The sequence below is a fragment of the Christensenella massiliensis genome, assembly GCF_040409835.1.
Lineage (GTDB): Bacteria > Bacillota > Clostridia > Christensenellales > Christensenellaceae > Christensenella > Christensenella massiliensis.
Genome location: NZ_CP117826.1, coordinates 1570175 through 1594586, shown reverse-complemented (window position 1 = coordinate 1594586; position 24412 = coordinate 1570175). Strand labels below are relative to the sequence as shown.

Here is a 24412-nt window from a genome sequence, read left to right as displayed (position 1 = left end):
TGTGGAAAAAGAAGGTAAAAAAATAAGCCGGAGTGTATATCCGGCTTATTTTCAGTTGAGCGCCTTTAAAAGCAGCGTATAGGCATTGCCCATCGCGGTCCTGAGCGCGCCGTCCGTCGGCAGGTCCATACGGCAGCGCGCATGCACGAACCCCATCAGGGCGGAAGCGAATGCGCTGTAAGTATATTCTTCGTCGGTATACGGCGGAAAAAGCCCTTCGTCCGCGCCCGTTTGCGCGAGCTGCAATACCTTTTCGCGTATGGCCGAAAGATAGCGCCATATAAGAGAAATTTCACCGCCGAGAAGCTGTTTTGCCTCTCTGCTCCCCAAATTAAACAAAATCAGGTTTAGGTCGGAATGCTCGTTCGCCATCATTTCATGTATGGAAAACAGAACGGCATAACACTTTCCGCGGAAGGAGCTTTCCCGGTCCATACGCTCCCAAATACCGTGCAGCAGAGTATCGATGCTGTAAATGACTGTCCGCGCGAAAATATCTTCCTTTGCCGCAAAATAATTGTAAAGCGTTCCCTTGCCGACGCCCGCCTCCTGCGCGATGTCGGAGGTCTTGATCTCCGCGAGGGTTTGCCCGCGTGCAAGCAGGCGCATCAGCGCCCGCATGATCACGAGCTCCTTTTCTTTATAGGACGGGGATATCATCATCAAGTCCCTCCTCGATCACAACAGGCTTCAGAGCCTTTTTGTTGAAGATATCGTACAGCACGGGTACGAAGAACAGCGTCATAAAGGTCGCGTAAACGAGGCCCCCGATGGTCACCACCGCCATGGGCTGCAGCATTTCCGCGCCCTGCCCCATGCCGAGCGCGAGCGGCACGAGGCCAAGGATAGTGGTAAGCGCCGTCATCAGGATAGGCCGGATACGCGCCGCGCCCGTTTTGATGAGCGCCTCCCGCTTCTCCATACCGGAGAGCCGAAGCTGGTTCACATAATCCACGAATACGATGCCGTTGTTCACGACGATGCCCGCGAGGATGAGGAAGCCGAGCAGCGCGATCATGCTGAGGTCCGCACCCGAGAAAAGCAGGGCCAAAAGCCCGCCCGTGAACGCAAGCGGGATCGTGAACAAAATGATGAACGGCGCCTTTAAGGACTGGAACTGCGCCACCATGATGAGGTAGATCAGTACCACTGCAAGCAGGAACATGTAGATCAGGTTCGAGAAAGCATCCATGATCGTCTGGTTCTCACCCTCGATCTCCACGGAATAACCGGCCGGGACCGAATAGCCGGCCAGCTTCTGGGAAAAATCCCTGCTGACAAGGCCAATATTATGCTCCGTGTCTACGCCTGCCGTCACAGACATTGTGCGCGTCTGGTCTTCATGGCTGATGGAGGCGAGGCTTTGCTGCTGCGATATCCCGGCGATGTCCGCAAGACGCACCTCCGCTTCCTCTCCGTCTTTCGTTCCGATGAGCGTAAAGTCTTCCAGCGTATCGAGGGAGGCCATACCCTCCGGGCTGTTTTTTACGATGACAGGATACTCCTCTGTTTCAAAGGTCACGGTGGTGGCCGTCGTACCGGAGGAGACCTCGGCGGCTACCTGCTGGTAGACCTGCGCCGTTGTGAGGCCATATTCCGCGGCCTTGTTTTTGTCGACAACGATGCGCGTTTCCATCGAAGCGTCCGAAAGGCCGTCGTCGACTGCCGTAAGTCCCTCCGTCTCCTGCATCATGGCGGCGACGTCCTGCGCGATCTGCTTTAATGTGTCGAGGTCGTCGCCCTTGATGACGACCTCAAGGCCGGAGCCGGAAAGCGCGGACAGGTCCATCGTGGAATCGCTCACGTCGATCTCGGCGGGTAGGTCCGCTACGGCGTTTCTCATATCCGCTGCGATTTCGGAACTGGTGCGCGTCCGGTCTTCCTTCAAAAGAGCATACATCATCATGCTCGTGTTGTTCCCGCCGCCGGACGACGTTCCCATGGAAGACATCACGCTTCCCTCCATTGCGCCGATCGTTTCCACGTCGGGAACGGCGGTGAGGCGGGCAAGCACCTCGTCGCTCATATCCCGCGTCTCCTGCGTGGTGCTGTCCTCCGGCATCTCCATCGTGATCATGATCTCCGAGCTGTCCATCTTGGGCATGAGAGACGTTCCCATCGTAAAGACATTTGCCGCGCTGAATACGAACAGCACGACCACAAGGACGATCACGATCCATTTGCGCCTGAGCGCGCCGGAGAGCAGCTTCTGATAGCCCGCGGTAAAGCGGTCAAAGAGGGGGTGCTTTTTCTCTTTTGCCTTTTTCAGCATGGTGGAGCCCATGGCCGGTACGAGCGTGAGCGCGATGATGAGGCTCGCGAGCAGCGAAAATGCGATCGTAAGCCCCATATCCGCAAACAGCTGGCGCGTGAGGCCCTCTGTAAATACGATGGGCAGGAAGACGCACACCGTGGTCAGGGTGGAGGCGAAGATCGCGCCCGCTACCTGCTGCGCTCCTTTCACAGCCGCCCTTGCGGGCGGGATGCCGAGCGAACGCAAACGGTAGATATTTTCGATGACGACGATACTGTTGTCCACCAGCATGCCTACGCCGAGCGCAAGGCCCGCGAGGGAGATAACGTTCAGCGTGACGCCGCAGAAATACATCAGAGTGAGCGCGGCGAGCAGGCTGAACGGAATACTGATGGCGACGATCAGCGTGGGGCGTATATCCTTCAAAAAGAGGAACAGGATAATGATCGCGAGCACCGCCCCGAGAAGCAGGTTATCCAGCACCGAATCGAGCACGATGCCGATGTATACCCCTTGGTCGGACAGCGCGGTAAGATGCAGGGAAGAGTCCTCGGCCTGCAGCTGCTCCATCATGTCGTTGATGCGGTCCGAAACGTCGGTCGTAGAAGCCGTGCTCTGCTTTTGGAACGTGAGGAGAATACCGTCGTTGCCGTTGATCTTGGCATACATCTCGTCCCGGTTGTCCGTCATCTCGATATCGGCGACGTCCGAAAGGGTAACGGCGCCGATGCCGCCCGCCTCGATGTCAAATAAAACAAGGTCTTTGAGCTGGCCGATATCCCCGAACTGATCGCCCACCTTGACGAGATAGCGCTGGTCGCCCTCGCTGACATATCCGGCGGGCATAGAAAAGTTCTGCGCGGAGAGGATCTGGCTTATCGTTTCCTGCGTGATCTGCCCGTCAAGACCGGCCTGCTCGTAGGCGGCCTCTTTCTGCGCTTCAAATTCGGCCTCCTGCTGCGTGAGCGCCGCTTCCCCTCCGGCAAGCTGGCCGGAGGCCTGCGCAAGCTCTGTGGTAAGCGTCATTTTTCCGGCTTCAAGCTGGCGCTCACCGTCTGCGAGCTCGGCAAGCTTCGCCTCCAGCTGTTCTTTTTGAGCGGGAAGTGCGTCGAGCCCTGCTTCGATCTGGGAAATGCCGTCTGTAAGCTGCGGGATACCCTCCTCGATTTGAGAAAGCCCGCTTTCAAGCTGCGGTATGCTTTCCTTCAGCGCCGCAAGCTGTGCGGTCAGCTCGTCCGGAACAGGCTGCCCCGCGGCGACGAGCGCGGCGATCTGCTGCTCAAGCGCCGTTTCGGCTGTCCTTGCGTCTGCAAGCTGCGCGGTCAGCGTGCTTTTCTGCGTTTCAAGGTCCGTAAGCTGTGTTTTGAGGTCCGTAAGCTGCGTCTCGAGGTCTGTCTGCGCCTGCGGCAGGCTTTCGAGCGCGGCCTCGACCTGCTCCTTTCCGGCGGAGAGCGCGAGACCCATGTCCACCAGCTGCTGCGACTGCGTTTGGCTCATGGAGCGCAGCTGCGATTTTCCGCTTTCGATCTGCCCCTTTGCCTCGTCGATCTTCTCCTGCGCCTCCGCGAGCTTTTCATCTACCGACGCAAGCACACGCCGGTTCAGTGCGTCGATCTTGTCCTGATCGAGCGTGACCTCGATGGAATCCTCCACAAGGCCGGTCGCGGTGACGGACGCCACGCCGTCTATCCGCTCGAACGCGGGCAGGATATCTTCGGAGACGATTTTCGAGGTCTCGATGATGTCTTTGCCGTCGATGTCAACGCTTGAGATCATGACGGGCATCATGTCGGGATTGATCTTGATGAGCGTAGGCGTGCCCGCCGCGTCGTCGAGACTCGCCTCCACAAGATCGATGCTGCCGCTCATTTCGATCATCACGCTGTCCATGTTGGTTCCCTGCTCAAATTCCAGCAGGACCATACTGGAGTTTTCGTTGGACGAGCTGGTGATGCTTTTCACGCCGCTCGTAGTGGCGAGCGTCTGCTCAAGGGGCTTCGTTACCGTTTGTTCGATCTTCTCCGGGCTTGCGCCGGGATAGGTAGTGAGCACCATAACGTAGGGAAGATCCATTTTGGGCAGCAGGTCGGTGGTCATACTCGTGAATGAGATGAAGCCGAGGATGCACACCAAAACGACCGCCACAAAAATGGTCATTGGTTTTTTCACGCTGAATTTTGGCATTGCCGTTCCTCCGTTGCAGTAAAGTATATCCGCCGGTAAAGGCGGCTGGATCCTGATATCGTTTACGGTCCGCATAAATGACTGACCGGTCAGTCCGAATCCATTATACTGCGTGCCCGGGAAAAGCGTCAATAAAAAACGGCGCCGCTGTTCATAGTATTTTCATAAAAAGTTTACAGCCCTGATGCATGGTTATTGCTATAATGAGTAGTGCTATGCAGTACTATAATGAAACAGATCTTGAAGTCAGGAGAAGCTTATGAAACGCATTTTATCTGTGGTAATCGGTATGATGGTAGCGGCGGGAACGCTGTGCGCGTGCGCGCCTGCGGCGGAAACGCCCGCCGTGTTGCCGGTGGAAGCTGTTTCGTCCGCGGACGAGATGTCGGAAAAGCTGGGCTTTACGATGGAGACGCTCAGCATGGACGGCTACGAAGCGGCCCGTTTTGAAATATTGGACGGCGAGCTGGGGCAGATCACCTATGAAAATCAGGATGGCAGGATACTGCGCCTGCGCGTGCAGGATGTGAGTGACGATATCTGCGGGATAGAAGGCGCGAAAGACGCGGGTATGCACAAGATAGGAAAGCATGATATCTGGCTCGGATATCTTGACGGTACGCAGATCGCACAGTGGGGCGATAATGGCTTCACCTACTGCCTGATCGGTGAAAATTTTGGAGGAATGGGAAGAAAACCGTTCAAGGAAGCTGTAGCCGCACTCGAAAAACAAATCGAAGCGCGCAGGGAATGACCGGGCGCTTATTGCTTATCGCAAAAAAAGACAGGCTCCATGCCTGTCTTTTTATATGGAGCGATTCAGCCCTTCGGCTCCCATTGATCCAGATGGACGATGCCCATCACATCTTCCACAGGCAGGGAGAAAGAGATCCCATGCCCCTCGGTGGAAAGGCCGGCGCCTTTGCAGATCGCTTTCATGATAGCGTTCCGCGTCTTGAGCGGCGTGAGTATGAGGACGACTTCCTTTTCCGGCTGTATCGTGATGCCGAAAAATTTTTCCGCCTCATGGATGCCGGTGCCGCGACCATACAGCACGGTGCCGCCCGTCGCTCCTGCGGCCTTTGCCGCATCCATGACCTCGTCGGCAAAGCCGCGGTTTACGATCGTGATCACGAGTTCAAATTCTTTTTGGGATAGTTCCATGGTTCGTACCCTCTTTCAGCGTTTCAAACAGTTGGGAGAGAAAGGAAAGTGTCGTAGGACCGCCTACGCTGCCGATCGGTATGGTAAAGGCAATGCCGTTTCCCGCTTCCCGCAGCTCGTGGTCGTTTTCCAGCATGCGCATGACCTGCCGAACCTTATCTTCCGCCACAAAGCTCAGTATAACATATTTTTCCGTTTCGCCAAGCCCCAAAATATCGAGAAGCTCGGAAGAAGCGGTGCCCCGCCCCATCAGCATCATATTATAATACAGCCCCTCGCCGCGCAGGGTATGCAAAGCGTCTTTGCCTTTCTCCCGGTCGACGATCGTGACCAGCATCTTCATTTTTTTGCGCACGGCTTCCGCCATAAAAAAACCTCCTTTTTTAGAGATCGATGATCTCTTCCTCGTCCTCTGCGGCGGCCTGACCAAGCCCTCCGGCGAGCCGGGCCGCGTCGTTTTTGGTCTTGAGCTTATAATAAAGCCCCATGACCTGTATGGTAACAAGCGGCGTCATCGCGACCATCGCGACGATGCCAAAGGCGTCCGTGAGGATATTCCCCCCCATCGCACTGCATGCGCCCATCGCAAAGGGGAGCAGGAACGTAGCGGTCATCGGGCCGGAAGCGACGCCGCCCGAATCGAAGGCAATCGCCGTAAAGATTTTCGGTACGAAGAAGGAAAGGCCAAGGGCGACCGCATAGCCGGGAACAAGGAAATACCAAATGGAAAGTCCGGTCACGACACGCACCATAGCGAGGCCGACCGAGACTGCCACGCCGATGGAAAGGCTCAGGAGCATGGAGCGCTTCGAGATGGCTCCTACGGTGATCTCCTCCACCTGCTTGTTCAGAACATGTACGGCAGGCTCCGCCATGACGACGAAGAAGCCCATGATCATGCCGAGCGGAATGAGTATCCAGTTATAGTCCACAGAGCCGATCTGCGTGCCGAGATAGTTGCCCACCGGCATAAAGCCTACGTTCACGCCCGTCAGGAACAATACGAGGCCAAAATAAGTGTAGGCCATGCCGACAGCCATTTTCAAGAGCTGCGTTTTCGGCAGCCTGAGGAATACGATTTGAAAGATGACAAAAAATGCGATGATCGGAGAGATCGCGATCCCCACATCGCGGAAATATTCGGGGAAGCCCTCGCCAAACGCGTGCAGCAGGTCTGAAAATCCGCCGATCTCCGGAACAGAAAGGTCCGCCGCATAGTCGCTGGACGCGGGAAAAAGCATCCCCATAATGAGCACCACGAGAATCGGGCCGACCGAGCAAATGGCAACGAGGCCAAAGCTGTCCTCCTGCGCGCTGCGCCCGCCGCGCACCGCCGCGACGCCCACGCCGAGCGCAAGGATAAAGGGAACGGTGATAGGCCCCGTCGTTACGCCGCCCGAGTCAAATGCCACAGAAAGAAAATCGCCGGACGTAAACACCGCAAGGGCAAATACAGCAGCATAAAGCACGATCAGAATAACGGCAAGCTTCTTCTGAAAAATAATACGCAGGAGCGCGAGGACGAGGAACAGGCCCACGCCGAGCGCCACTGTGATGATAAGCGTCATATTGGGAACGGAGGGGACCTGATCGGCAAGCACCTGCAGGTCGGGCTCGGCAATGGTGATGGCGATCCCCATAATAAGGGCTACCACGATGAGCAGGCCGAGCTTACGCGTTTTGGTCAGCTGCGAGCCGATCCGTTCACCCATCGGCATCATGGCGATATCCGCGCCAAGAGAAAAGAGCGCCATGCCCACGATGAGGAGCACAGCGCCCATAAGAAACAATGCGACCGTTCCGCCTGTCATGGGGGCGACGGTGAAATTGAGCAGCAAAACAATGGCCGTGATCGGCAATACCGATATGAGGGCTTCCTTAAATTTTGCTGACAAGTTTTTATTCAAGCTTCCGGCCTTTCTTTTTTATTGTAGTATTGATAGACAAAAAATATTCTGCTAAAACGTCTTACTTTCAGTAAGCTTATTTTAATTATAGCAAAAAAAGCCGAAAGCATCAAGCGCAGGAAAAGGAAACGGGCAGATCATGCCATTTCATGACAGCAAAAAAAGACCGCTTCCGCGGCCCTTTCGCAATCATTCCGGGAAAACGATGCCCGCCTGCGCGCGCATCTGCGTGATCGTCTCCAGCACATCGAGGGAAAGCCGCTGTGCGCGCCGAAGCTCCTCCGCACAGCCCGCAGGGTCCCTGACATAGCGGACAAAATCCCGCGCCTCGTTCGCCATCAGCGTTTCGCGCGTAACGTCGCCCACAATGGTTTCCCTGCTCCCGTCCAGATATTCGATGCCGATGCCGGAAAGCTCGAACAGCGTGCGGATCGTCATCGTTCCCTTGTCGCCTAAGATTTCAGAGCCGATCCGGTCCTCCGATGCTTTGGAGGCGGTGAGTACGACGTGCTTGTCGTCATACACGAACAGGCTGGTAAATGAAATATCGGCGCCGGAGGAAAGCAGCCTTGCGCGCGTCACGATCTCGCGCGGCCGTCCGAAGAAATACAGCGCGGGATAAACGACATAAACGCCGAGGTCCATCATGCAGCCGGCTGCGAACCGCGGGTTGAAGATGTTCGGAAGCTCGCCGTCCATAAGCGCCTGATAACGCGAGGAATACTGGCTGAAATCGAAGCGTGCCGTATCGATCCTCCCAAGCCTTGAAAGGGCGTCTTTTACTGTTTTCAGACAGGGCTGGTGGAGCATCATGATGGCCTCCATGAATACGAGGCCGTTTTCATGCGCAAGGTCGTGCAGCTCAAGCAGCTGCTCGGGCCGGACGACGGCAGGCTTTTCGCAGATCACATGCTTGCCGTGGGATAAAAACAGCTTTGCCTGCTCGTAATGCAGGGAATTCGGACTCGCGATATAGACCGCGTCTACGCCGCTCCTCGCGATGGTGTCAAGGTCGTCGTAAGCATAATCGCAGCCGTTTTTGGAAGCGAATTCCACCGCGCGGGAGAGGCTGCGGGAATAGACCGCCCCAAGCGTGAGCTCTCCCAGTGTATTCGCACTGTCGATAAACGCCTGCGTGATCCATGAAGTGCCGATGATCGCATATTTCATAAGGAATACCTCATTTTATTTTATTGATCAAGATAAACATACAACATGCGCGCTTTTTATTCAAGGGATTTTTAGGAAAGAGGAGCGCGGAAAGAGAAAAAGCCGGAAAAGGATGGCGGGAGAAGGGCTTTTTGAGGGAATACGCGCATTTATTTCATGAAATCTATTGAGTTTCCGGCGCAAGATAGGGTACAATAACACTGTATTGGATGAATACAGGGTGTGCGCACCCGTGGAAGGAGAAATTATGTTTAAGGTAAACGACTATTTCGGACGGCTGCAGGGAAGCTATCTCTTCACAGAGATCGCGCACCGCGTGAACGCGTATACAAAAGAGAATCCGGATAAGGAGATCATCCGGCTCGGCATCGGCGACGTAACGCGCCCGCTTGCGCCCGCAGTCCTGCAGGCGATCGATGCGGCGACGCGCGAAATGTCGGACGCGAAAACGTTCATGGGCTACGGGCCGGAGCAGGGGTATGAATTTCTGCGCGCTGCGATCCGCGAGAACGACTATCTCGCGCGCGGGGTGGAGATCGGCCTCGACGAGATATTCGTCTCGGACGGAAGCAAGTGCGATACGGGCAACATTCAGGAGCTGCTTTCAGCGGACTGCAAAATCGGCGTGACCGATCCAGTCTATCCGGTCTATGTGGATACGAACGTCATGGCGGGCCGTTCGGGCGAATTTGACGCAGCGAAGGGCGAATTTACAGAGATCACCTATATCCCGACGACGGCGGAGAACGGCTTTGTTCCCGCGCTGCCGGAGCGGCGGGTGGACGTGATGTATTTGTGCTCCCCCAACAACCCGACGGGCACGGCGATGACCAAAGAACAGCTCAAGGTATGGGTGGACTGGGCCAACGAAACGGGTGCGCTCATTCTGTTCGACGGCGCGTACGAGCATTTCATCACGGACGAAAACGTTCCGCACAGCATTTATGAGATCGACGGAGCCAAGACGTGCGCGGTCGAATTCCGCAGCTTTTCCAAAACGGCGGGCTTCACGGGCACGCGCTGCGCGTATACGGTCATTCCCAAAGAGCTCGCGGGGGAAAACAGCAGGGGCGAAAAGGTCAGCCTGAATGCGATGTGGCTGCGGCGGCATTCGACGAAATTCAACGGCGTTTCCTATATCGTACAGCGCGGCGCTGCGGCGGTTTATACGGAAGAGGGCAAAAAGCAGATCGACGAAACCATCGCGTTCTATCTGGAAAACGCGAAAATCATCCGCGAGGGCCTCGGGCGGATCGGCATCACGGCATACGGCGGGGTAAACTCGCCCTATGTATGGCTGAAAACGCCGAACGGCATGAAAAGCTGGGATTTCTTCGATAAACTGCTTACGGAAGCGAACGTCGTAGGAACGCCGGGCAGCGGCTTTGGAAGCGCAGGCGAGGGCTATTTCCGCCTGACGGCGTTCAATACGAGGGAAAATACGGAAAAGGCGATCAGTCGCCTTGCCAATTTAAAGTAAGGAAAGGGAAGTATCATGAAAATCGCATTTTTAGCGGCGGCAAGCTCGCCGCATACGGTCAAATGGGCAAACGCTTTCGTGCAGGAGCACGACGTTACGGTCTTTTCCCTGCCCGACCAAAAGGATGAGCAGGGAGAGCTCGACGGAAAGGTGACGGTGGAATATCTGCCGTTTAGCACGGCGCAGGGCGGTTATAAGAAAAATGCGGCGGAGCTCAAAGGAAAGCTTGCTGCCGGCGGCTTCGGCGTGGTCAACGCATTCGGCGCGACGACCTACGGCTTCCTCGCGGCAAAGGCGAAAGCGCCGAACGTGCTTCTCACGGTGCTTGGCCCGGACGTTTACGCGGAGGCAGACCGCGGCCTGAAAGGACTGGTGAAAAAAAGCGTGAAGCACGCAGCGGGCGTGCTCGCGGCGGCTCCGAACGTCATTACGCGCGTCAAGACGCTCTATAAAAAAGAAAAAGCGTATTTTGTAGCGCCGTTCGGTGTGGATACCGAGGTGTTCAAAAAGCTGGGCGCAGAAAAACCGGAGGATTCCATGTGTTTCGGCTCCTTAAAGGCGCTTGAATACGGGAACGGCGTGGACCACGTTCTGGACGCGTTTGCGAAATATCTCGAAAAGACGACGGGCGCGGCGACGCTGAAAATAGCGGGGACCGGCTCGATGGAAAGCAGCCTCAGGCAGAAAGCGCAGAGCATGGGGATCGCGGACAAGGTGGAATTCCTCGGACATGTGAAAAATGCGGATATGCCAGCTCTCCTTGCCACGATAGACGTAACGGTGCAGATGGGCGACGCGGAGGCGTTCGGCGTGCCGGGCATCGAATCCATGGCGTGCGAAGTGCCGGTCGTGGCGTCAGACACGGTAGGCGCGAGCGAATATATCCTCAACGGGGTGACGGGCTATCTTGTGAAGATCGGCAATGTGGACCGCTGCTGCGAATGCATGATGGAGCTGCGCGACAAGGCGGCGCGCGAGCACATGGGCGAGCTTGCGCGGGGCGATATCAAGGAATCCTACGAGCTTGCGGCCTGCAGGGAAAAATATGAAGAAGCGCTACGGGCAGTCGGTTCGCGCGTGATGTAAGCAGAAAAATAAAAAAACGGCATGACATAGAGGTCATGCCATTTTTTTATGCGCACGGAAATCTTTGCCGGAATATCTAAAATTTTATGAAAGGCTGCTGCGCGGGGCGGGGGGCTTATCCAAAAAATGTATACCGCGATCCAAAGGATTTGGGATAGGAAACGTTTTTTATCTCCGTATAATGAGAAGCATGGAGCATTATCATTCTTTCGGAAAAGGAGACGGAAAAAATGGCATATATGAAAAAAATCTATCTCAGCAGCTATGAAGAAGTGCTTGAGCTCGGAAAAGAGCAGATGGAAGAGCTTAAAACGCGGGTAAAACAGGAAAAAAAAGAGGCGCCGCGGCACATCGGAAGCGAATGGGGAAGATTCGAGGGGCTCCATGATCTCTCGGAAGAACAGATAGATGAGTTGGCAAAAACAGTTCTGGCGGAAATGACACTCGAGCAAAAAGTGAATCAAATGAGCGGAGACGAATCACTGGATTCCATCGCGCTCAGCATCACGCGGGAATACAATAAAACGCCTTATTACGGAGGAGAGGATGCACAGCTCGACCTGCCCGCAGTTAAATTTTCAGATGGATCGACAGGCGTAGTGATGTACCATTCCACGGCATTCCCGGTTCCGGTCGGCCGGGCGGCGTCGTTTGATAAAGAGCTTGAATATAAGATCGGTGATGCGATTGGAACGGAGATCAGAGCACAGGGCGGCAATTATTATGGAGGCGTGTGCATCAATTTAGTACGGCACCCGGCATGGGGACGCGCGCAGGAATCCTTCGGGGAGGATCCCTATCTGCTGGGCGTTATGGGGGAAGCGCTGACAAAGGGTGTACAGAACCATGTAATGGCCTGTATCAAGCATTTTGCGGCAAACAGCATTGAAAATACGCGGTTTGAGGTAGATGTAGATATGGACGAGCGTTCCCTGCGCGAGGTCTATCTGCCGCATTTTGAACGCTGCGTCAAGGCGGGTGCAGCATCTGTGATGAGTGCCTATAATTATTTTCGGGGAGAGTCCTGCGGGCATAGCGCTTACCTGCAGAGAAAAATATTAAAGGACGAGTGGGATTTCCGTGGATTTATCCTATCAGACTTCGTGTTTTGCATCCGGGATACAGAGGATTCTGTAAACAGCGGTATGGACATCGAAATGCCGTCGACGATCCATTGGGGCACAAAGCTGGTGGAGGCGGTCAAAAAAGGGAACGTAAGAGAGGACGTGATAGACGATGCCGTCCTGCGCCTGCTGCGGCAGAAGATCCGTTTTGCGCAGATCAATGCAGATAAAAAGCCCGAACCGGAAAAGGTTGTGTGCAAAGAACATATCGCGCTTGCACGCCGGGCAGCGCAGGAATCCTTTGTTCTGCTGAAAAACGAAGGGGTCTTGCCGCTTGACGATAAAAAGGGGCAGAAAATACTTATTGCCGGAAAGCTCGCTGCGGAAGTCAATATCGGGGATGGAAAAGGTTCGAGTGCGGTCCGCCCGCCTTATGCCGTGACGCCGCTTGAAGGAATTTACCGCAGGGTAAAAAATGCGGCGGTCCTCTATGATGACGGCGATGATCTGAAAATGACCGCTCAAAAGGCACGGGATGCGGATTCCGTTATTGTCATCGCAGGGCTTACATGCGCAGACGAGGGGGAATATATGGCGACCTTCAGCGGCGGCGCAGACGGTATCATAGGCGGCGACCGGAGCGACCTGCGCCTGCACGGCAGCGACATACGCCTGATTGAGGCCTGTGCAAGGAATAACCGGTCCGTTACGGTCTGTGTGATGGGCGGAAGTTCGATCATTATGGACCCGTGGTGCGAAACAGTACAGGGGATCGCGATGATCTGGTATCCGGGAATGGAGGGTGGCAATGCGCTTGCGGATATCCTTTTTGGGGATGTATCACCCAGCGGAAAGCTGCCTGTCTCGATCCCGAAGACGGAGAGCCAGCTCCCATTCTTCAGAATAAACGCAGTAAAGGCAAAGTACGATTACTACCACGGTTATTTTCTTGCGGATAAAAATGGTTATGATATGCGGTATCCATTCGGATATGGACTTTCATATACGGATTTTGAATTGAGAAATCTACGTGTGAGCGCAAAGACAGCAAGCAAGGAAGACGTCGTAAAGGTGTTGGTCGATGTGTCGAATACAGGCAGCCGGGCAGGCACAGAGATCGTGCAGCTGTATACAGGCTACTGCGGACCGTCGGTAGAACGCCACCTGAAAGACCTGCGGGGCTTTGAGCGCGTCACGTTGGAACCGGGGCAGACAAAAACGGTGAGCATTCCTCTTGCTGTAAGTGATCTTTCCTATTATGACGATGCAAAAGGTGAATGGAGGGTAGACCCGATCGGCTATCGTATTATTGTGGGAAATTCTTCCATGGATCCGGACGCACTTGAAGCCGTATTGGAGGTGCGGTAAAAAATGGTCTTAAAAATACCGCTTTGTCCTATAAAATGATTGAACGGGCTGAAAAGGGGGTATGAATGAGACATAGCCTCCCGTCCGCCTCTGTACGGAAAAGGAAGGCGAAAGGCGGTATGATAATGAAAAAAAGACCAGAAATAGGAAAAAAGACGGCACAGCTGCTGCTTGCCGCGCTGTTTTGCCTCCTGCCGTTTACTTCGGCCTATGCTGCGGAAACGGGCGAAGAGGACTATGTGCCTCAGACTGCTGCTGTGGAAGAGACTGAGAAGGAGACGCAGGAAACGGATGTCTCCCCGGCTTCTGTTCCGTCTGCCCCACAGAAAGAGGTTGCGGACCTGCAGCCCGAAACAGAAAGCAAAGAGGCCCCGACGGCGCTTGCCGCCGGGGATGTGGCGATCGATGAAGCAAATTTTCCGGATGCCGTGTTCCGGGCGTATATCAGCAAACATTTCGATACGGACCACAATTCTATTTTGACACCGGAGGAATGCGGCGCGGTAAGCAGCATCAACGTTTCATTCTCTCAGGTGACAGGCACGATTTTTTCGCTTGAAGGGATTGGTTTCTTTCCAAATTTGACTTTTCTTAAATGCAACGGCAATGCCATAACCTCGCTTGACATGAGCGGGAATCCCAAGCTGGAACAGCTGATTTGCGAAAACAATCAGATATCCAGTCTGAATGTGACGGAAAATCCACAGCTGAAAACGCTGGAATGCTATAACGACCCGCTGACAGAGCTCGACTTAAGCGGAAATCCGCTTTTGTCTAGCCTGTCGTGCGGAAGCGGCCGGCTGACAGAGCTTGACTTGTCGCACAACCCGAATCTTATTTCGTTCACCTATCTGGGTGGGAATATCGGGGAACTGGACGTCACCCATGCGGCCGGGCTTCAAAGCCTGATCTGCGTCGGTTCAAAAATCAGCAGCTTGGACCTGTCGGGTAATCCGCAGCTCAGCTACCTGTCTCTCAAAGGAGACCGGCTCACCCGGCTCGACCTGTCGCATAATCCGCAGCTTTCTGTGCTGGAAGTGAATGGAAACGAACTGCTTACGCTCGACCTGTCCAACAATCCGAATTTGAGCAGGATAGAAGCGGGAAACAACGCTCTGATCTCTTTACACATGGGAACGAATACGGCAGCGAATGTGGATGGGCAAAAGGCTTATACCATCAAACTGGCGCAGGGAGAGACATCCTTCGATCTGACACAGCTCGATCCGGCGTTTGACGGTACGGCAGTCAGCAATCTTAAAAATGCTGTTCTGAACGGAACGGTGCTGAAAAATCTCACCGTCGGCATGCCGGTCTCCTACGATTATACGAGCAACGGCGTGACGCTGCATGCGAAGCTCGACGTCGTAGAGGGAAACGCATGGATAACGCCGCTCAGTATCCAAAACTGGACCTTTGGGGAAACGCCGTCTAAGCCGCATGCACAGGCACGGCTTGGAACCGTCCGCTTTCTCTATGGCAGGAACGGAGTATTCACAGAAAATATACCGCAGAGCGCCGGAACGTGGACGGTCCGGGCAGTAGTGGATGGAACGGACGATTATCCCGGGCTTGAGGCGGAAACGGAATTTGAGATCTATAAGGCGGTGCCGGCTTACACGGTTCCGCAGACGCTTTCGGGGACCTATGGGGATATCCTGCGCGATATTTCACTGGGAACAGGATTTTCGTGGACAGACGGGAGCCTGAGTGTGGGAAACGCCGGAGAGCATACGTTTGAGGTGACCTATACGCCTGCGGATACCGCCGATTACGTCACGGTAGAGCATATCCCCGTACACGTCATGATCCGGCCCAAGGACGGAACCGGCTTTGCAATATCCCCCTTGCCGCTGCAAAATGCGGAGGACGCAGACAGCATTGTCATCAAGGACGGCAGTACCGTGCTTGAGCGCGGCAAAGACTATACGGTAACGGAGGAGCGGCAGGGAACCGGCGTTCTTGTCACAATACAATATATCGGAAACTATACGGGAACCGTGACGCTCAGATATCCCGTTCCCGGGGCGGGAGCAGATGAAAGCGGGATTGCGCCCCGTACAGACGATGCTTCCGGCGGGCCGGGAGCCTATATTCTGGCTGCGGCCGCACTGCTGGCCATGTTGGGAACGACATTCGCACGGCGCGCAGGGAAAACAAAATAGCACGATATAAGAAATATCCGCCCGGAATGGCGGATATTTTTTTGCCGCGTGACGCGGCAGCCGTTTTCTGCTATAATCTGAAAGAGATATATTGGGATGGGCGGCGTAAAAAGCAGGAGCAGGGCGAATGAAAAAAAATTCCCGGTTTCCGGAACGGAAAAAAGAAGCGGAGATCATGGACTTTTCACAGGAGAGTAATTTGGAAGAGAAACTGCTCGGGCAGCTGAGGTCGGCGTTTTGGGGCAAGTTCGAAGACGACGACCTTGCTTCCGTCCATGCCGCCGGAAAGCCGCCGGTCTATCGGGATGACCGTTTGCCAAAACAAACGGAGGAGACGGACAAGCGATAGCCCGCGCACGCCCGCCTTGGCAGGCTGCCGTAAAGCAAGACGAAAAGCCAAAGCGGAGAATACGTTTGAACTACGATATCACGAGCCAAAGCGGCTTTGAACGAATGTACCGGGAATATTTCCCGAAGATCTACAACTATATTTTTTACCGGCTCCTGTCCCGGGAGGATACGGAGGACGTCGTGAGCGTGATCTTTATGAAAGCGGCCCGCAGCGCAGAAACATTTGACGAGAGTCGGGCGTCCCTCAGGACGTGGCTCTGCCGGATCGCTCAAAATGCGCTGATCGATTTTTTCCGTGCGAAGAAGCGGACGGTCTCTCTCGACGACGAAACTGCCGGAGTCGTCCTGCCGGTCGATTTTGAGGAGCAGGCGGAGCAGATCTCCTCGGAAAAGCGCCGGGTGATCTATCTCGAGCTCATGAAGCTTAGGGAACGCGAACGGCTCATTGTTTACTATAAATTTTTGAGGGCTATCACAACAGGGAGACCGCCTCTTTGCTCGGTATGAACGAGAGCACGGTGGGCACGGCGCTCTCCCGTACACTGAAGAAATTACGGACGGCTGGTTTGCGGGAACTCTGAAGCAGGGTTTCCGTTTTGCGGTCTCTTAAGAGAAACGCGGTATGGCGCACGGAAGACAGGAAAGAGAGGAAGCTATGGGAGACCTTTTCCGTAAAAAACCATTAGAGCATGCGGCAGGGCCGGAAAAATTAGACGATTACATCAAGGTGACGAATCCGGGTGTGTGGAGCCTGCTTATCGCCTGCATTGCGATCGTGGTGGCAGCCGTCGTGTGGCTTGCCATAGGAACGATACCGACGACGCTCGACATCAGGGGGGTCGTATTCCCGGGGAGCGGCGCGCTTTCCGTGACTGTACCCGTTTCCGGAGAGATACAGGATATGCGGGTGTCCCCGGGGGATACCGTATATCCGCACGATATCCTTGCGGTCGTTTCCCAGCCGGAGCTGCGCGCCGAGCTCGAAGCGCTTATGGCGGCGGAAACGCCCGATGAAGCCGCGGCCGCGCAGAAAAGGCAGGAATATATTGCCGCCTCCGTTATCCGTTCTGACACCTACGGCGTTGTGCTTGACGCGAAGCACAGAGGAGATATCGTTTCGGAAAACGATGAGATCGCAAGCCTCGCGCTGATGGAAGAGGGGACGAACAATTATCAGATCATCTGTTACGTTCCCGCGGATACGGCCCGCCGCCTGTCCGCCGGGATGGAGGCACAGGTCTGCCCGTCCTTTCTTTCCCGGGAAGAATACGGCTATATGTACGGGTATATCGAAAGCGTCGGAGACCATCCTGTGACAGACAGCGATATCGAAGCGGCAGTAGGCAGCCGGCAGTATGTGGAAGAGGTCCTTTCGGAGGGCAGTCTGATCGAAGTGCGCATCACGATCACGCTTGATCCGGAGGCGGAAGGCACGGCCAACTCTGCGCTTTGGTCCAATCCGATTGGGAACACAGTTCCGCTCTCGACGGGTATGGCGTGCGACATTCTTGTTGTGTTGGACGAACAGAAGCCATACGAGCTTCTCTTAAGGTCATAAGGAGGGCGCAATGGCGAAAACAGCCGTTAAGGTACCCGTTGTTATGCAGATGGAAGCGCTGGAATGCGGCGCGGCGAGCCTTGCGATGATTCTGGCCTATTATGGGAAATGGCTCCCGCTCGAGCAGGTGCGCGCCGACTGCGGCGTATCGCGCGACGGAAGCAGCGCGCGCGATCTGGTGCGCGCAGCCCGCGCCTATGGGCTTTCAGCCGCGGGTTACCGCATGGAGATAGAGGACGTCATGGCCTGCAGCTTTCCTGTGGTCCTGCATTGGGGATTTGATCATTTTGTCGTATTATGCGGCTTCAAAAGGGGGAAAGCCCTCATAAACGACCCTGCGCGCGGACGGGTAGCGGTGCCGATGGAGGAATTCGACCGCACGTTCACGGGCGTTGTGCTGTGCTTTGAACCAACTGGGGATTTTGAGCCCAGCGGAAAACCGGCAAGTGTGCTCGGATTCGCAAAAAAGAGGCTGCGGGGCAGCCGGGCGCTGATTCTGTTCGTCATGCTGTGGTCGCTGATCGGTGCGGCGATCGGCGTGGTGATTCCCCTCTTCTCTAAAATATTTATGGATCATATCCTGTCCGGCAAAAATCCGGAATGGCTTACGCCTCTTTTAAGCGTCATGCTCGGCGTGCTTGTTTTTCAATTTGTGGTATCCGCGCTGCAAAACGTCTATTGGCTGCGGATACAGGGGAAGATGGCCGTACAATCCAGCGCCTCGTTCATGTGGCATGTACTGCGCCTGCCTGTCGGCTTTTTTGCACAGCGCTATGCGGGCGATATCGCCGCGCGCCAGCAGAGCAATGAGGGTATTGCATTTTCTCTCATCGGGCGTATCGCGCCTGTGGCAGTCAATATATGCCTGCTCGTGCTCTATTTGTTCGTGATGCTGCGCTACAGCGTCCTGCTGTCGGCAGTCGGCCTTTCGGCAGTGGCGGCGAATGTTATCGCCATGCGCGTCATCTCGAATAAGCGCGTCGATTTCAGCCGCGTGATAGAGCGGGATATGGGCGCGCTGGCGGGGCTCACAGCCGCCGGCTTCGACATGATAGAAAGCATCAAGGCCGCAGGCGCGGAGGAGGGCTTTTTCGAGCGGTGGAGCGGCGCGTACGCAAAGGCGAATAACGGACGTATCCGCATGGAAAAGGCAAATCAATATTACGGCGTCATTCCGCAGTTTATCCAGCAGATCGCCAATATCGCCGTGCTCGTCCTCGGCGTCAGCCTCATATTGGACGGACAGTTCACGATCGGTACGCTGCTCGCGTTCCAAGGCTTCCTGTCCTCCTTTCTTGCGCCGGTAAACGAGATCGCGCAGATCGGCTCCGCGTTCATCGAGATGCGCACGCAGATGGAGCGTGTGGAGGATGTGCTGCACTACCGGACGGACGTTCCCGCAGCGGACGGAGGAGGCGGGGAAAAGCTGAACGGAGAGATCCGCATGGAGGGCGTTACATTTGGCTATGCCCGTCTTTCCCAGCCGCTCATCACAGATTTTTCTCTTCATGTAGGTCCCGGAAAAAGCGTCGCGCTCGTCGGCGCGTCCGGGAGCGGGAAATCCACGCTGGCCAAGCTGATCGCAGGGCTCTATCCGCCGTGGTCGGGCAGGATATCGCTGGACGGCCGGGAGCTCAGCGCGATCCCGCACAGCGTGCTTACGGATTCTCTCAGCGTCGTCGATCAGGATATCGTTCTGTTCGAGGATACTGTGGAGAACAATATCACGATGTGGGACGCTTCCATCTCCCGTGCGGACGTGATAGAGGCGTGCAGGGCGGCGGAGATACACGCGGATATCATGCAGCGGCCGGAGGGGTACGATTATATCATCCGGGAGGGCGGCATGAATTTTTCGGGCGGGCAGCGCCAGCGGATAGAGATCGCACGCGCCCTTGCCGTAAAACCGCGCATTCTGGTGCTTGATGAAGCCACGTCGGCTCTGGACGCGAAAACAGAGCAGCAGGTCATGGAAAACATCAAGCGCATGGGGCTCACCCTTGTAGTCGTCGCGCACCGCCTTTCCACGATCCGCGGCTGCGACGAGATCATCGTCCTCGAAGGCGGGCGGGTCTGCGAGCGCGGAACGCACGAGGAACTGATTGCCGCGCACGGCAAATATGAGGAATTGATCAGAAGCTAAACGAAAGGAGGCGCACAGTGGAAAGAAACAAAAAAGAACGGGAGCAGGAAGCGATGGATACGGCACTGGAAGCGCTCCTCTCCGTTTTTGGCAAAGAGGCGCCCGGAACAGACGGCGCGCAGCCCGCAGCGGACGGTATGCCCGCGCTGCGGCAGATACTCCGCTATCTGAAAGCGGATGCGCCGGAACCGCCGGAGGAAGTAACGGAGCTCCGGGAAAAAATGGAATATATGCTGCGCCCGGCAGGCGTCATGTGCAGACGGGTGCGGCTCACCGGAGCGTGGTGGAAAGAGGCGGCGGGGCCTTTTCTCGGTTCGCTCGCAGATGGAACGGCAGTCGCTCTTCTGCCTGCGGCGGGAGGATACTGCTATACCGACGGGGCGGGAAAGCGCGTCAGGATCACCAAAAAAAATGCGGGAAGCATCGAGAAAGAAGCCTGTTCTTTCTACCGGGGCTATCCTCTCCGGCCGCTGAAGCTGATGGATTTCCTGAAATTTCGGTTGGAGAGCATTTCCGTGTGGGACGTCGTATGGGTGTTGATCGCGTCGCTCGGCGTGAGCCTGCTTGGGCTGGTGCTGCCCATGATCAACAAGCTGATCTTTGACAATATCATTCCCGGAAATCTTCGGGAGGATATTCTGCCTGTTGCCGCCCTGCTCGTCGGAGCGACGGTAGGCAGCCTGCTGTTCGGGATATCGCGCACCCTCGTCATGTCGCGTTTGAGCAACAAGATGTCGTTTGCCTCCCAAAACGCCGTCATGGCACGTATTTTCTCGCTGCCTGTGTCGTTTTTCAAAGACTATTCGGCGGGAGACCTTGCCCAGCGCTTCAATGGGATCAACACGGTGTCGCAGGTCGTTTCAGACGGCGTGCTGACCGCAGGACTTTCGGTGCTGTTCTCGTTCGTATACCTGTTTCAGATGAATTCTCTGGCGCCTGTCCTCGTCGGACCGGGCATGCTTGCCATCGCCGTGATGCTGGCGGTGATCGTCGCAACGGTCCTGCTGCGTATGAGATTTATGAAGCTGCAGACAGAGGCGGCGGCAAAATGCAGCGGCCTTACGTTCAGCCTGCTCGGCGGGATCCAAAAAATCAAGCTGGCGGGCGCAGAACGGCGCGCATTCGCAAAATGGGCGGAGCTTTTTGCGCGGGAGGGGCGGTATGAATACAATCCGCCTTTCGGCATCAAGATCGGCTCCGCGCTGACCGGTGCGGTCTCGCTCGGCGGCACGATCCTGCTCTATCTGATCGCCGGTACGAACGACGTCTCCCAATCGGACTACATCGCGTTTTCGACCGCATACGGGGCAATATCCGCCGCGCTCATCGGGCTTTCGGGCGTGGTCGTGCAGATTGCGATCATCAAGCCGCTCCTCGACCTCGTTCAGCCTATTTATGACGCACAGCCGGAAAAAGCGGAGGAAAAAAAGCAGGCCGTTTCTCTCAGCGGAGAGGTGGAGGTGTCGCACCTGTCTTTCCGGTATGGGGAAAAGCTGCCCTATGTCCTCAAGGACCTCAGCTTGCATGTCGCCCCGGGCGAATATGTCGGCATCGTTGGAAAGAGCGGCTGCGGAAAATCCACCCTGATGCGCCTTTTGATCGGTTTTGAAACGCCCGGCTCAGGCGCGGTCTATTACGACGGGGAGGACCTGCGGGAGTTCGATCTGCGCAGTATCCGGCAGAAGATCGGCGTCGCCCTGCAAAATGGGAAGCTGTTTGCGGGGGATATTTTCTCCAATATCGTCGTCACTGCGCCGTGGAGCACGCAGGAGGATGCATGGGAGGCCGCCCGGCTCGCAGGGATAGCGGACGACATCGCCGCTATGCCGATGGGCATGCATACGGTGATCAGCGAAGGCAGCGGCGGGATATCCGGCGGACAAAAGCAGCGGCTCCTCATTGCACGGGCCCTCGTGGGAAAGCCGAAGATATTGCTGTTCGATGAAGCGACGAGAGCGCTCGATAATGCTGTGCAAAACGAGGTGGCGAAAAATATCGCCCGGCTCGGCTGCACGCGCATCGCGATCGCGCACCGTCTTTCCACCGTAAGGGAATGCGACCGCATCATCATGATAGACGGCGGACAGATCGCGGAGGAAGGAACTTACGACGAGTTGATGGAAAGGAAAGGGCTGTTCTATGAGTTTGCCGTCCGGCAGATTTGAGAACGGGCAATACGAATGAAAAAAGGTATGAAAAAAATAGTATCGGTATTACTATGCGCAGCAGTGTTCCTTTCGCTCACGGGCTGCGCACCCGCGCCGGAGCAGCAGGATGCGGACGCAGTCCGGATCGCGCTTCTTTGCAGGGAGGATATGGACTATAATGTGTCCCGCTATCAGAAGGGCATGGAAATGGCGATCGAGGAATACGCCGGACCGTATGAGGCGTCCGTTGAAGTGTACGGCCTTGACGCCCCCGATTTTGAAAGCTCGGTAGAGGAGGCTGCGCGCCTTGCGGAGGACCCGGATATTACGGCAGTCGTCACGATGCAGGACTATGAGGTCATCAATGCGGCGGCGAAAACGATGGACGATGCGGGCAAGGCGTTTTTCGCCGTGCAGGGCTATTATGACGAAACGGCGGAAGCAGGCTACGATACGTTTTTTCCGTTTTCCCTCAATGCGGAGCATCTTGGCTGCGCGATGGGCCTTTATGCTGCCCGGCAGGGTCTGAGACGGATAGGCTGCATCTACAGCGGCGCTGAATTTGAACGTGTACAGGTCAACGAGTTTGAGCGCGCGGGTATCATGAATGGGATTCAAACGGGAAGCTCGCTTTCCGAGCCGTTTGATACCGCTGCGTTTTATGAAGAGCTTGCAGTATGGGAGGCGCTCGGCATAGAAGCGGCCTATGTTCCCTATTACCGCTCGGCGTGGGGAGCGGAGATTTTAGCCGAAATCAAGGCGGAAATGCCGGAGATCCGACTGCTCTCCTGCTTTACGCTCGGCTCGCAGACCGCGGTGGATTATCTTGCGGAGCTTGACGGAACCGTCATGCCTGCGTTCTATCCGGTCGAAAGAAGCGATGAATACCGGGAGTGGGCGGCGCGGTATGAAGAAAGATATGGAGAAACACCGGATAACGAGGCGGTACAGGGCTACGACCTTGCGAATCTGATTCTCAGCAATTACAGCGGGGATAACAAAACGCTTGCGGAGGCGATACGTGCGAACGCGGAAAATGCCGCAGGGATCGCAGGAAACACCGTGCGCGACTTGCTGACCGGCCTGCCGGAGGTCTCCTATGACGAGGCGGATGCATACGGTTACGAATATTTGACCGTTCAGGACGGCCGGCTGGTGCATACGGAGCCGTAAAGCAAAAAACGGGCCGCGCGTAAGGTGGTCCGCTTTCCGTGAAACGCTTCAAAAGGGCGCAGCTGCAGGGCTGCCCCTTTTTTTATCCGTTTTTCTGCTTATATTCCGTACCCCACGCAACCATAGCGTCCAGAATGGGCTTTAAGCTATAGCCGGTTTCCGTAAGCGTATATTCTACGCGGGGCGGGACCTCGGCATAAACCTTTCTTGTCAGCAGGCCGCTTTCCTCCATAGAGCGCAGGTTTGCGGTCAGGACCTTCTGAGAAACATCCCCAACGGAGCGCTTCAGCTCTCCAAAGCGCTTCGTGCCCTCCATCAGGTCCCGCAGAATGAGCACCTTCCAACGGTCGCTGATGAGCATCAAAGTGGTCTCCACCGGGCAGGCCGGCAAATTTTTTTTCATAAAATCCCCCTGTTTTACACAATAGTTTCTATTTGGTAACTATAGCACAATAAAGTGCTTACTTTACGATTCGGGACTACAGATATATTATAATATCAGAAGCGGAACAGAGCAAGCCGCAAAAATAAAAAACGGAGGAAAGCAAAATGAAGATCGCAGTTGTTTGTGCAAATGGAAAAGCAGGAAAGCTGATCGTGCAGGAGGCTATGGAAAGAGGGCTCGACGTCACCGCTGTCGTGCGCGGGGAAAACCGCACGGTAGCGAAGCAGGTGATAAAAAAGGACCTGTTCGATCTGACGGCGGACGACCTCAAGGATTTCGACGTTGTGATAGACGCATTCGGCGCGTGGACGCCGGAGACTCTGCCGCAGCACAGCACGTCGCTTAAGCATCTTTGCGATATTTTGAGCGGCAGCAGCATCAGGCTGCTCGTTGTCGGCGGCGCCGGGAGCCTGTATGTAGACCCGGCGCATACGGCGCAGGTCATGGACGGAGTGGATTTCCCGGATATGTTCAAGCCCTTGGCAACGAATATGGGAAAGGCACTGGACGAGCTCCGCGCGCGCAGCGATGTAAAATGGACCTATATAAGCCCGGCGGCGGATTTTCAGGCGGACGGTGCAAAAACGGGGAAATATATTCTGGGCGGCGAAGAGCTGACGCTGAACGGCAAGGGAGAAAGCGTGATCAGCTATGCCGATTACGCCATTGCCATGGTGGACGAAGCCATAAGCGGGGAACATATCCAAGAGAGGATCTCCGCAGTGGCGGAATGAGCGGAAGCAGCCCCCTGCC

General features: G+C 55.6%; 20 protein-coding genes. 13 read left to right on the top strand and 7 right to left on the bottom strand.

The genetic code is table 11. The features are described 5' to 3' along the window. Positions 1-51 precede the first annotated feature (51 nt). Positions 52-663, bottom strand: a complete 612-nt coding sequence (locus PUP29_RS07650) for a TetR/AcrR family transcriptional regulator (protein ID WP_079546436.1) — start codon at positions 661-663, stop codon at positions 52-54. Further along, the gene (locus tag PUP29_RS07645) at positions 641-4438 is read right to left on the bottom strand and encodes an efflux RND transporter permease subunit (protein ID WP_353422887.1); all 3798 of its coding nucleotides are present in this window, start codon (positions 4436-4438) and stop codon (positions 641-643) included. The genes PUP29_RS07650 and PUP29_RS07645 overlap by 23 nt, the downstream gene beginning before the upstream one ends. A 259-nt stretch (positions 4439-4697) precedes the next feature. Between PUP29_RS07645 and PUP29_RS07640 the strand changes: the two genes are divergently transcribed. After that, positions 4698-5192 carry a hypothetical protein gene (locus PUP29_RS07640; RefSeq protein WP_079546437.1) on the top strand — a complete coding sequence of 165 codons (495 nt, stop codon included), beginning with the start codon at positions 4698-4700 and terminating at the stop codon, positions 5190-5192. 65 nt (positions 5193-5257) lie between these two features. Here PUP29_RS07640 and PUP29_RS07635 read toward each other — a convergent pair whose 3' ends face one another. From PUP29_RS07635 to PUP29_RS07620, 4 genes are all read right to left on the bottom strand, one after another. Then, positions 5258-5602, bottom strand: coding sequence for a P-II family nitrogen regulator (locus PUP29_RS07635; protein WP_079546438.1), 345 nt, complete (start codon positions 5600-5602; stop codon positions 5258-5260). Beyond that, positions 5577-5969, bottom strand: coding sequence for a hypothetical protein (locus PUP29_RS07630; RefSeq protein WP_079546439.1), 393 nt, complete (start codon positions 5967-5969; stop codon positions 5577-5579). The genes PUP29_RS07635 and PUP29_RS07630 overlap by 26 nt, the downstream gene beginning before the upstream one ends. Positions 5970-5985: 16 nt before the next feature. Continuing rightward, positions 5986-7497 (bottom strand): DUF1538 domain-containing protein, encoded by a 1512-nt coding sequence (locus PUP29_RS07625; RefSeq protein WP_353422885.1) that lies wholly within the window; start codon positions 7495-7497, stop codon positions 5986-5988. A 201-nt stretch (positions 7498-7698) separates the two neighbouring features. After that, positions 7699-8679, bottom strand: a complete 981-nt coding sequence (locus PUP29_RS07620; protein ID WP_079546441.1) for a Gfo/Idh/MocA family protein — start codon at positions 8677-8679, stop codon at positions 7699-7701. A 247-nt stretch (positions 8680-8926) separates the two neighbouring features. Here PUP29_RS07620 and PUP29_RS07615 point away from each other — a divergent pair, with 247 nt between their 5' ends. From PUP29_RS07615 to PUP29_RS07565, 11 genes are all read left to right on the top strand, one after another. Then, complete coding sequence (locus PUP29_RS07615) at positions 8927-10159, top strand: LL-diaminopimelate aminotransferase (protein ID WP_079546442.1); 1233 nt, start codon at positions 8927-8929, stop codon at positions 10157-10159. A gap of 15 nt (positions 10160-10174) precedes the next feature. Further along, positions 10175-11245 (top strand): glycosyltransferase family 4 protein, encoded by a 1071-nt coding sequence (locus tag PUP29_RS07610; RefSeq protein WP_079546443.1) that lies wholly within the window; start codon positions 10175-10177, stop codon positions 11243-11245. 230 nt (positions 11246-11475) lie between these two features. Further along, complete coding sequence (locus tag PUP29_RS07605; protein ID WP_353422884.1) at positions 11476-13677, top strand: beta-glucosidase family protein; 2202 nt, start codon at positions 11476-11478, stop codon at positions 13675-13677. 125 nt (positions 13678-13802) lie between these two features. Further along, positions 13803-15842, top strand: a complete 2040-nt coding sequence (locus PUP29_RS07600; RefSeq protein WP_079546445.1) for a leucine-rich repeat domain-containing protein — start codon at positions 13803-13805, stop codon at positions 15840-15842. Positions 15843-15969: 127 nt separating this feature from the next. Further along, a complete protein-coding gene (locus PUP29_RS07595) occupies positions 15970-16191 on the top strand; it encodes a hypothetical protein (RefSeq protein ID WP_079546446.1) in 222 nt (73 codons plus the stop codon). Between the two features lie 65 nt (positions 16192-16256). Next, positions 16257-16700, top strand: coding sequence for an RNA polymerase sigma factor (locus tag PUP29_RS07590; protein WP_079546447.1), 444 nt, complete (start codon positions 16257-16259; stop codon positions 16698-16700). Further along, a complete protein-coding gene (locus PUP29_RS07585; protein WP_353424070.1) occupies positions 16697-16774 on the top strand; it encodes a hypothetical protein in 78 nt (25 codons plus the stop codon). Before PUP29_RS07590 ends, PUP29_RS07585 begins: the two co-directional genes overlap by 4 nt. A gap of 41 nt (positions 16775-16815) precedes the next feature. After that, a complete protein-coding gene (locus PUP29_RS07580; protein ID WP_079546449.1) occupies positions 16816-17751 on the top strand; it encodes a hypothetical protein in 936 nt (311 codons plus the stop codon). 10 nt (positions 17752-17761) lie between these two features. After that, positions 17762-19894, top strand: coding sequence for an NHLP family bacteriocin export ABC transporter peptidase/permease/ATPase subunit (locus PUP29_RS07575; RefSeq protein WP_079546450.1), 2133 nt, complete (start codon positions 17762-17764; stop codon positions 19892-19894). A gap of 17 nt (positions 19895-19911) precedes the next feature. After that, positions 19912-22059, top strand: coding sequence for an NHLP bacteriocin export ABC transporter permease/ATPase subunit (locus PUP29_RS07570; RefSeq protein WP_353422883.1), 2148 nt, complete (start codon positions 19912-19914; stop codon positions 22057-22059). A 27-nt stretch (positions 22060-22086) separates the two neighbouring features. Next, positions 22087-23214 carry an ABC transporter substrate-binding protein gene (locus PUP29_RS07565; protein ID WP_353422881.1) on the top strand — a complete coding sequence of 376 codons (1128 nt, stop codon included), beginning with the start codon at positions 22087-22089 and terminating at the stop codon, positions 23212-23214. Between the two features lie 82 nt (positions 23215-23296). On the opposite strand, the gene PUP29_RS07560 is transcribed toward PUP29_RS07565, so the two are convergent. After that, entirely contained in the window at positions 23297-23617 is a 321-nt protein-coding gene (locus PUP29_RS07560; protein ID WP_079546452.1) for a winged helix-turn-helix transcriptional regulator, read from the bottom strand. Positions 23618-23763: 146 nt separating this feature from the next. On the opposite strand from PUP29_RS07560, the gene PUP29_RS07555 reads away from it, so the two are divergent. Then, a complete protein-coding gene (locus tag PUP29_RS07555) occupies positions 23764-24393 on the top strand; it encodes an NAD(P)-dependent oxidoreductase (protein ID WP_079546453.1) in 630 nt (209 codons plus the stop codon). Positions 24394-24412: the final 19 nt, after the last annotated feature.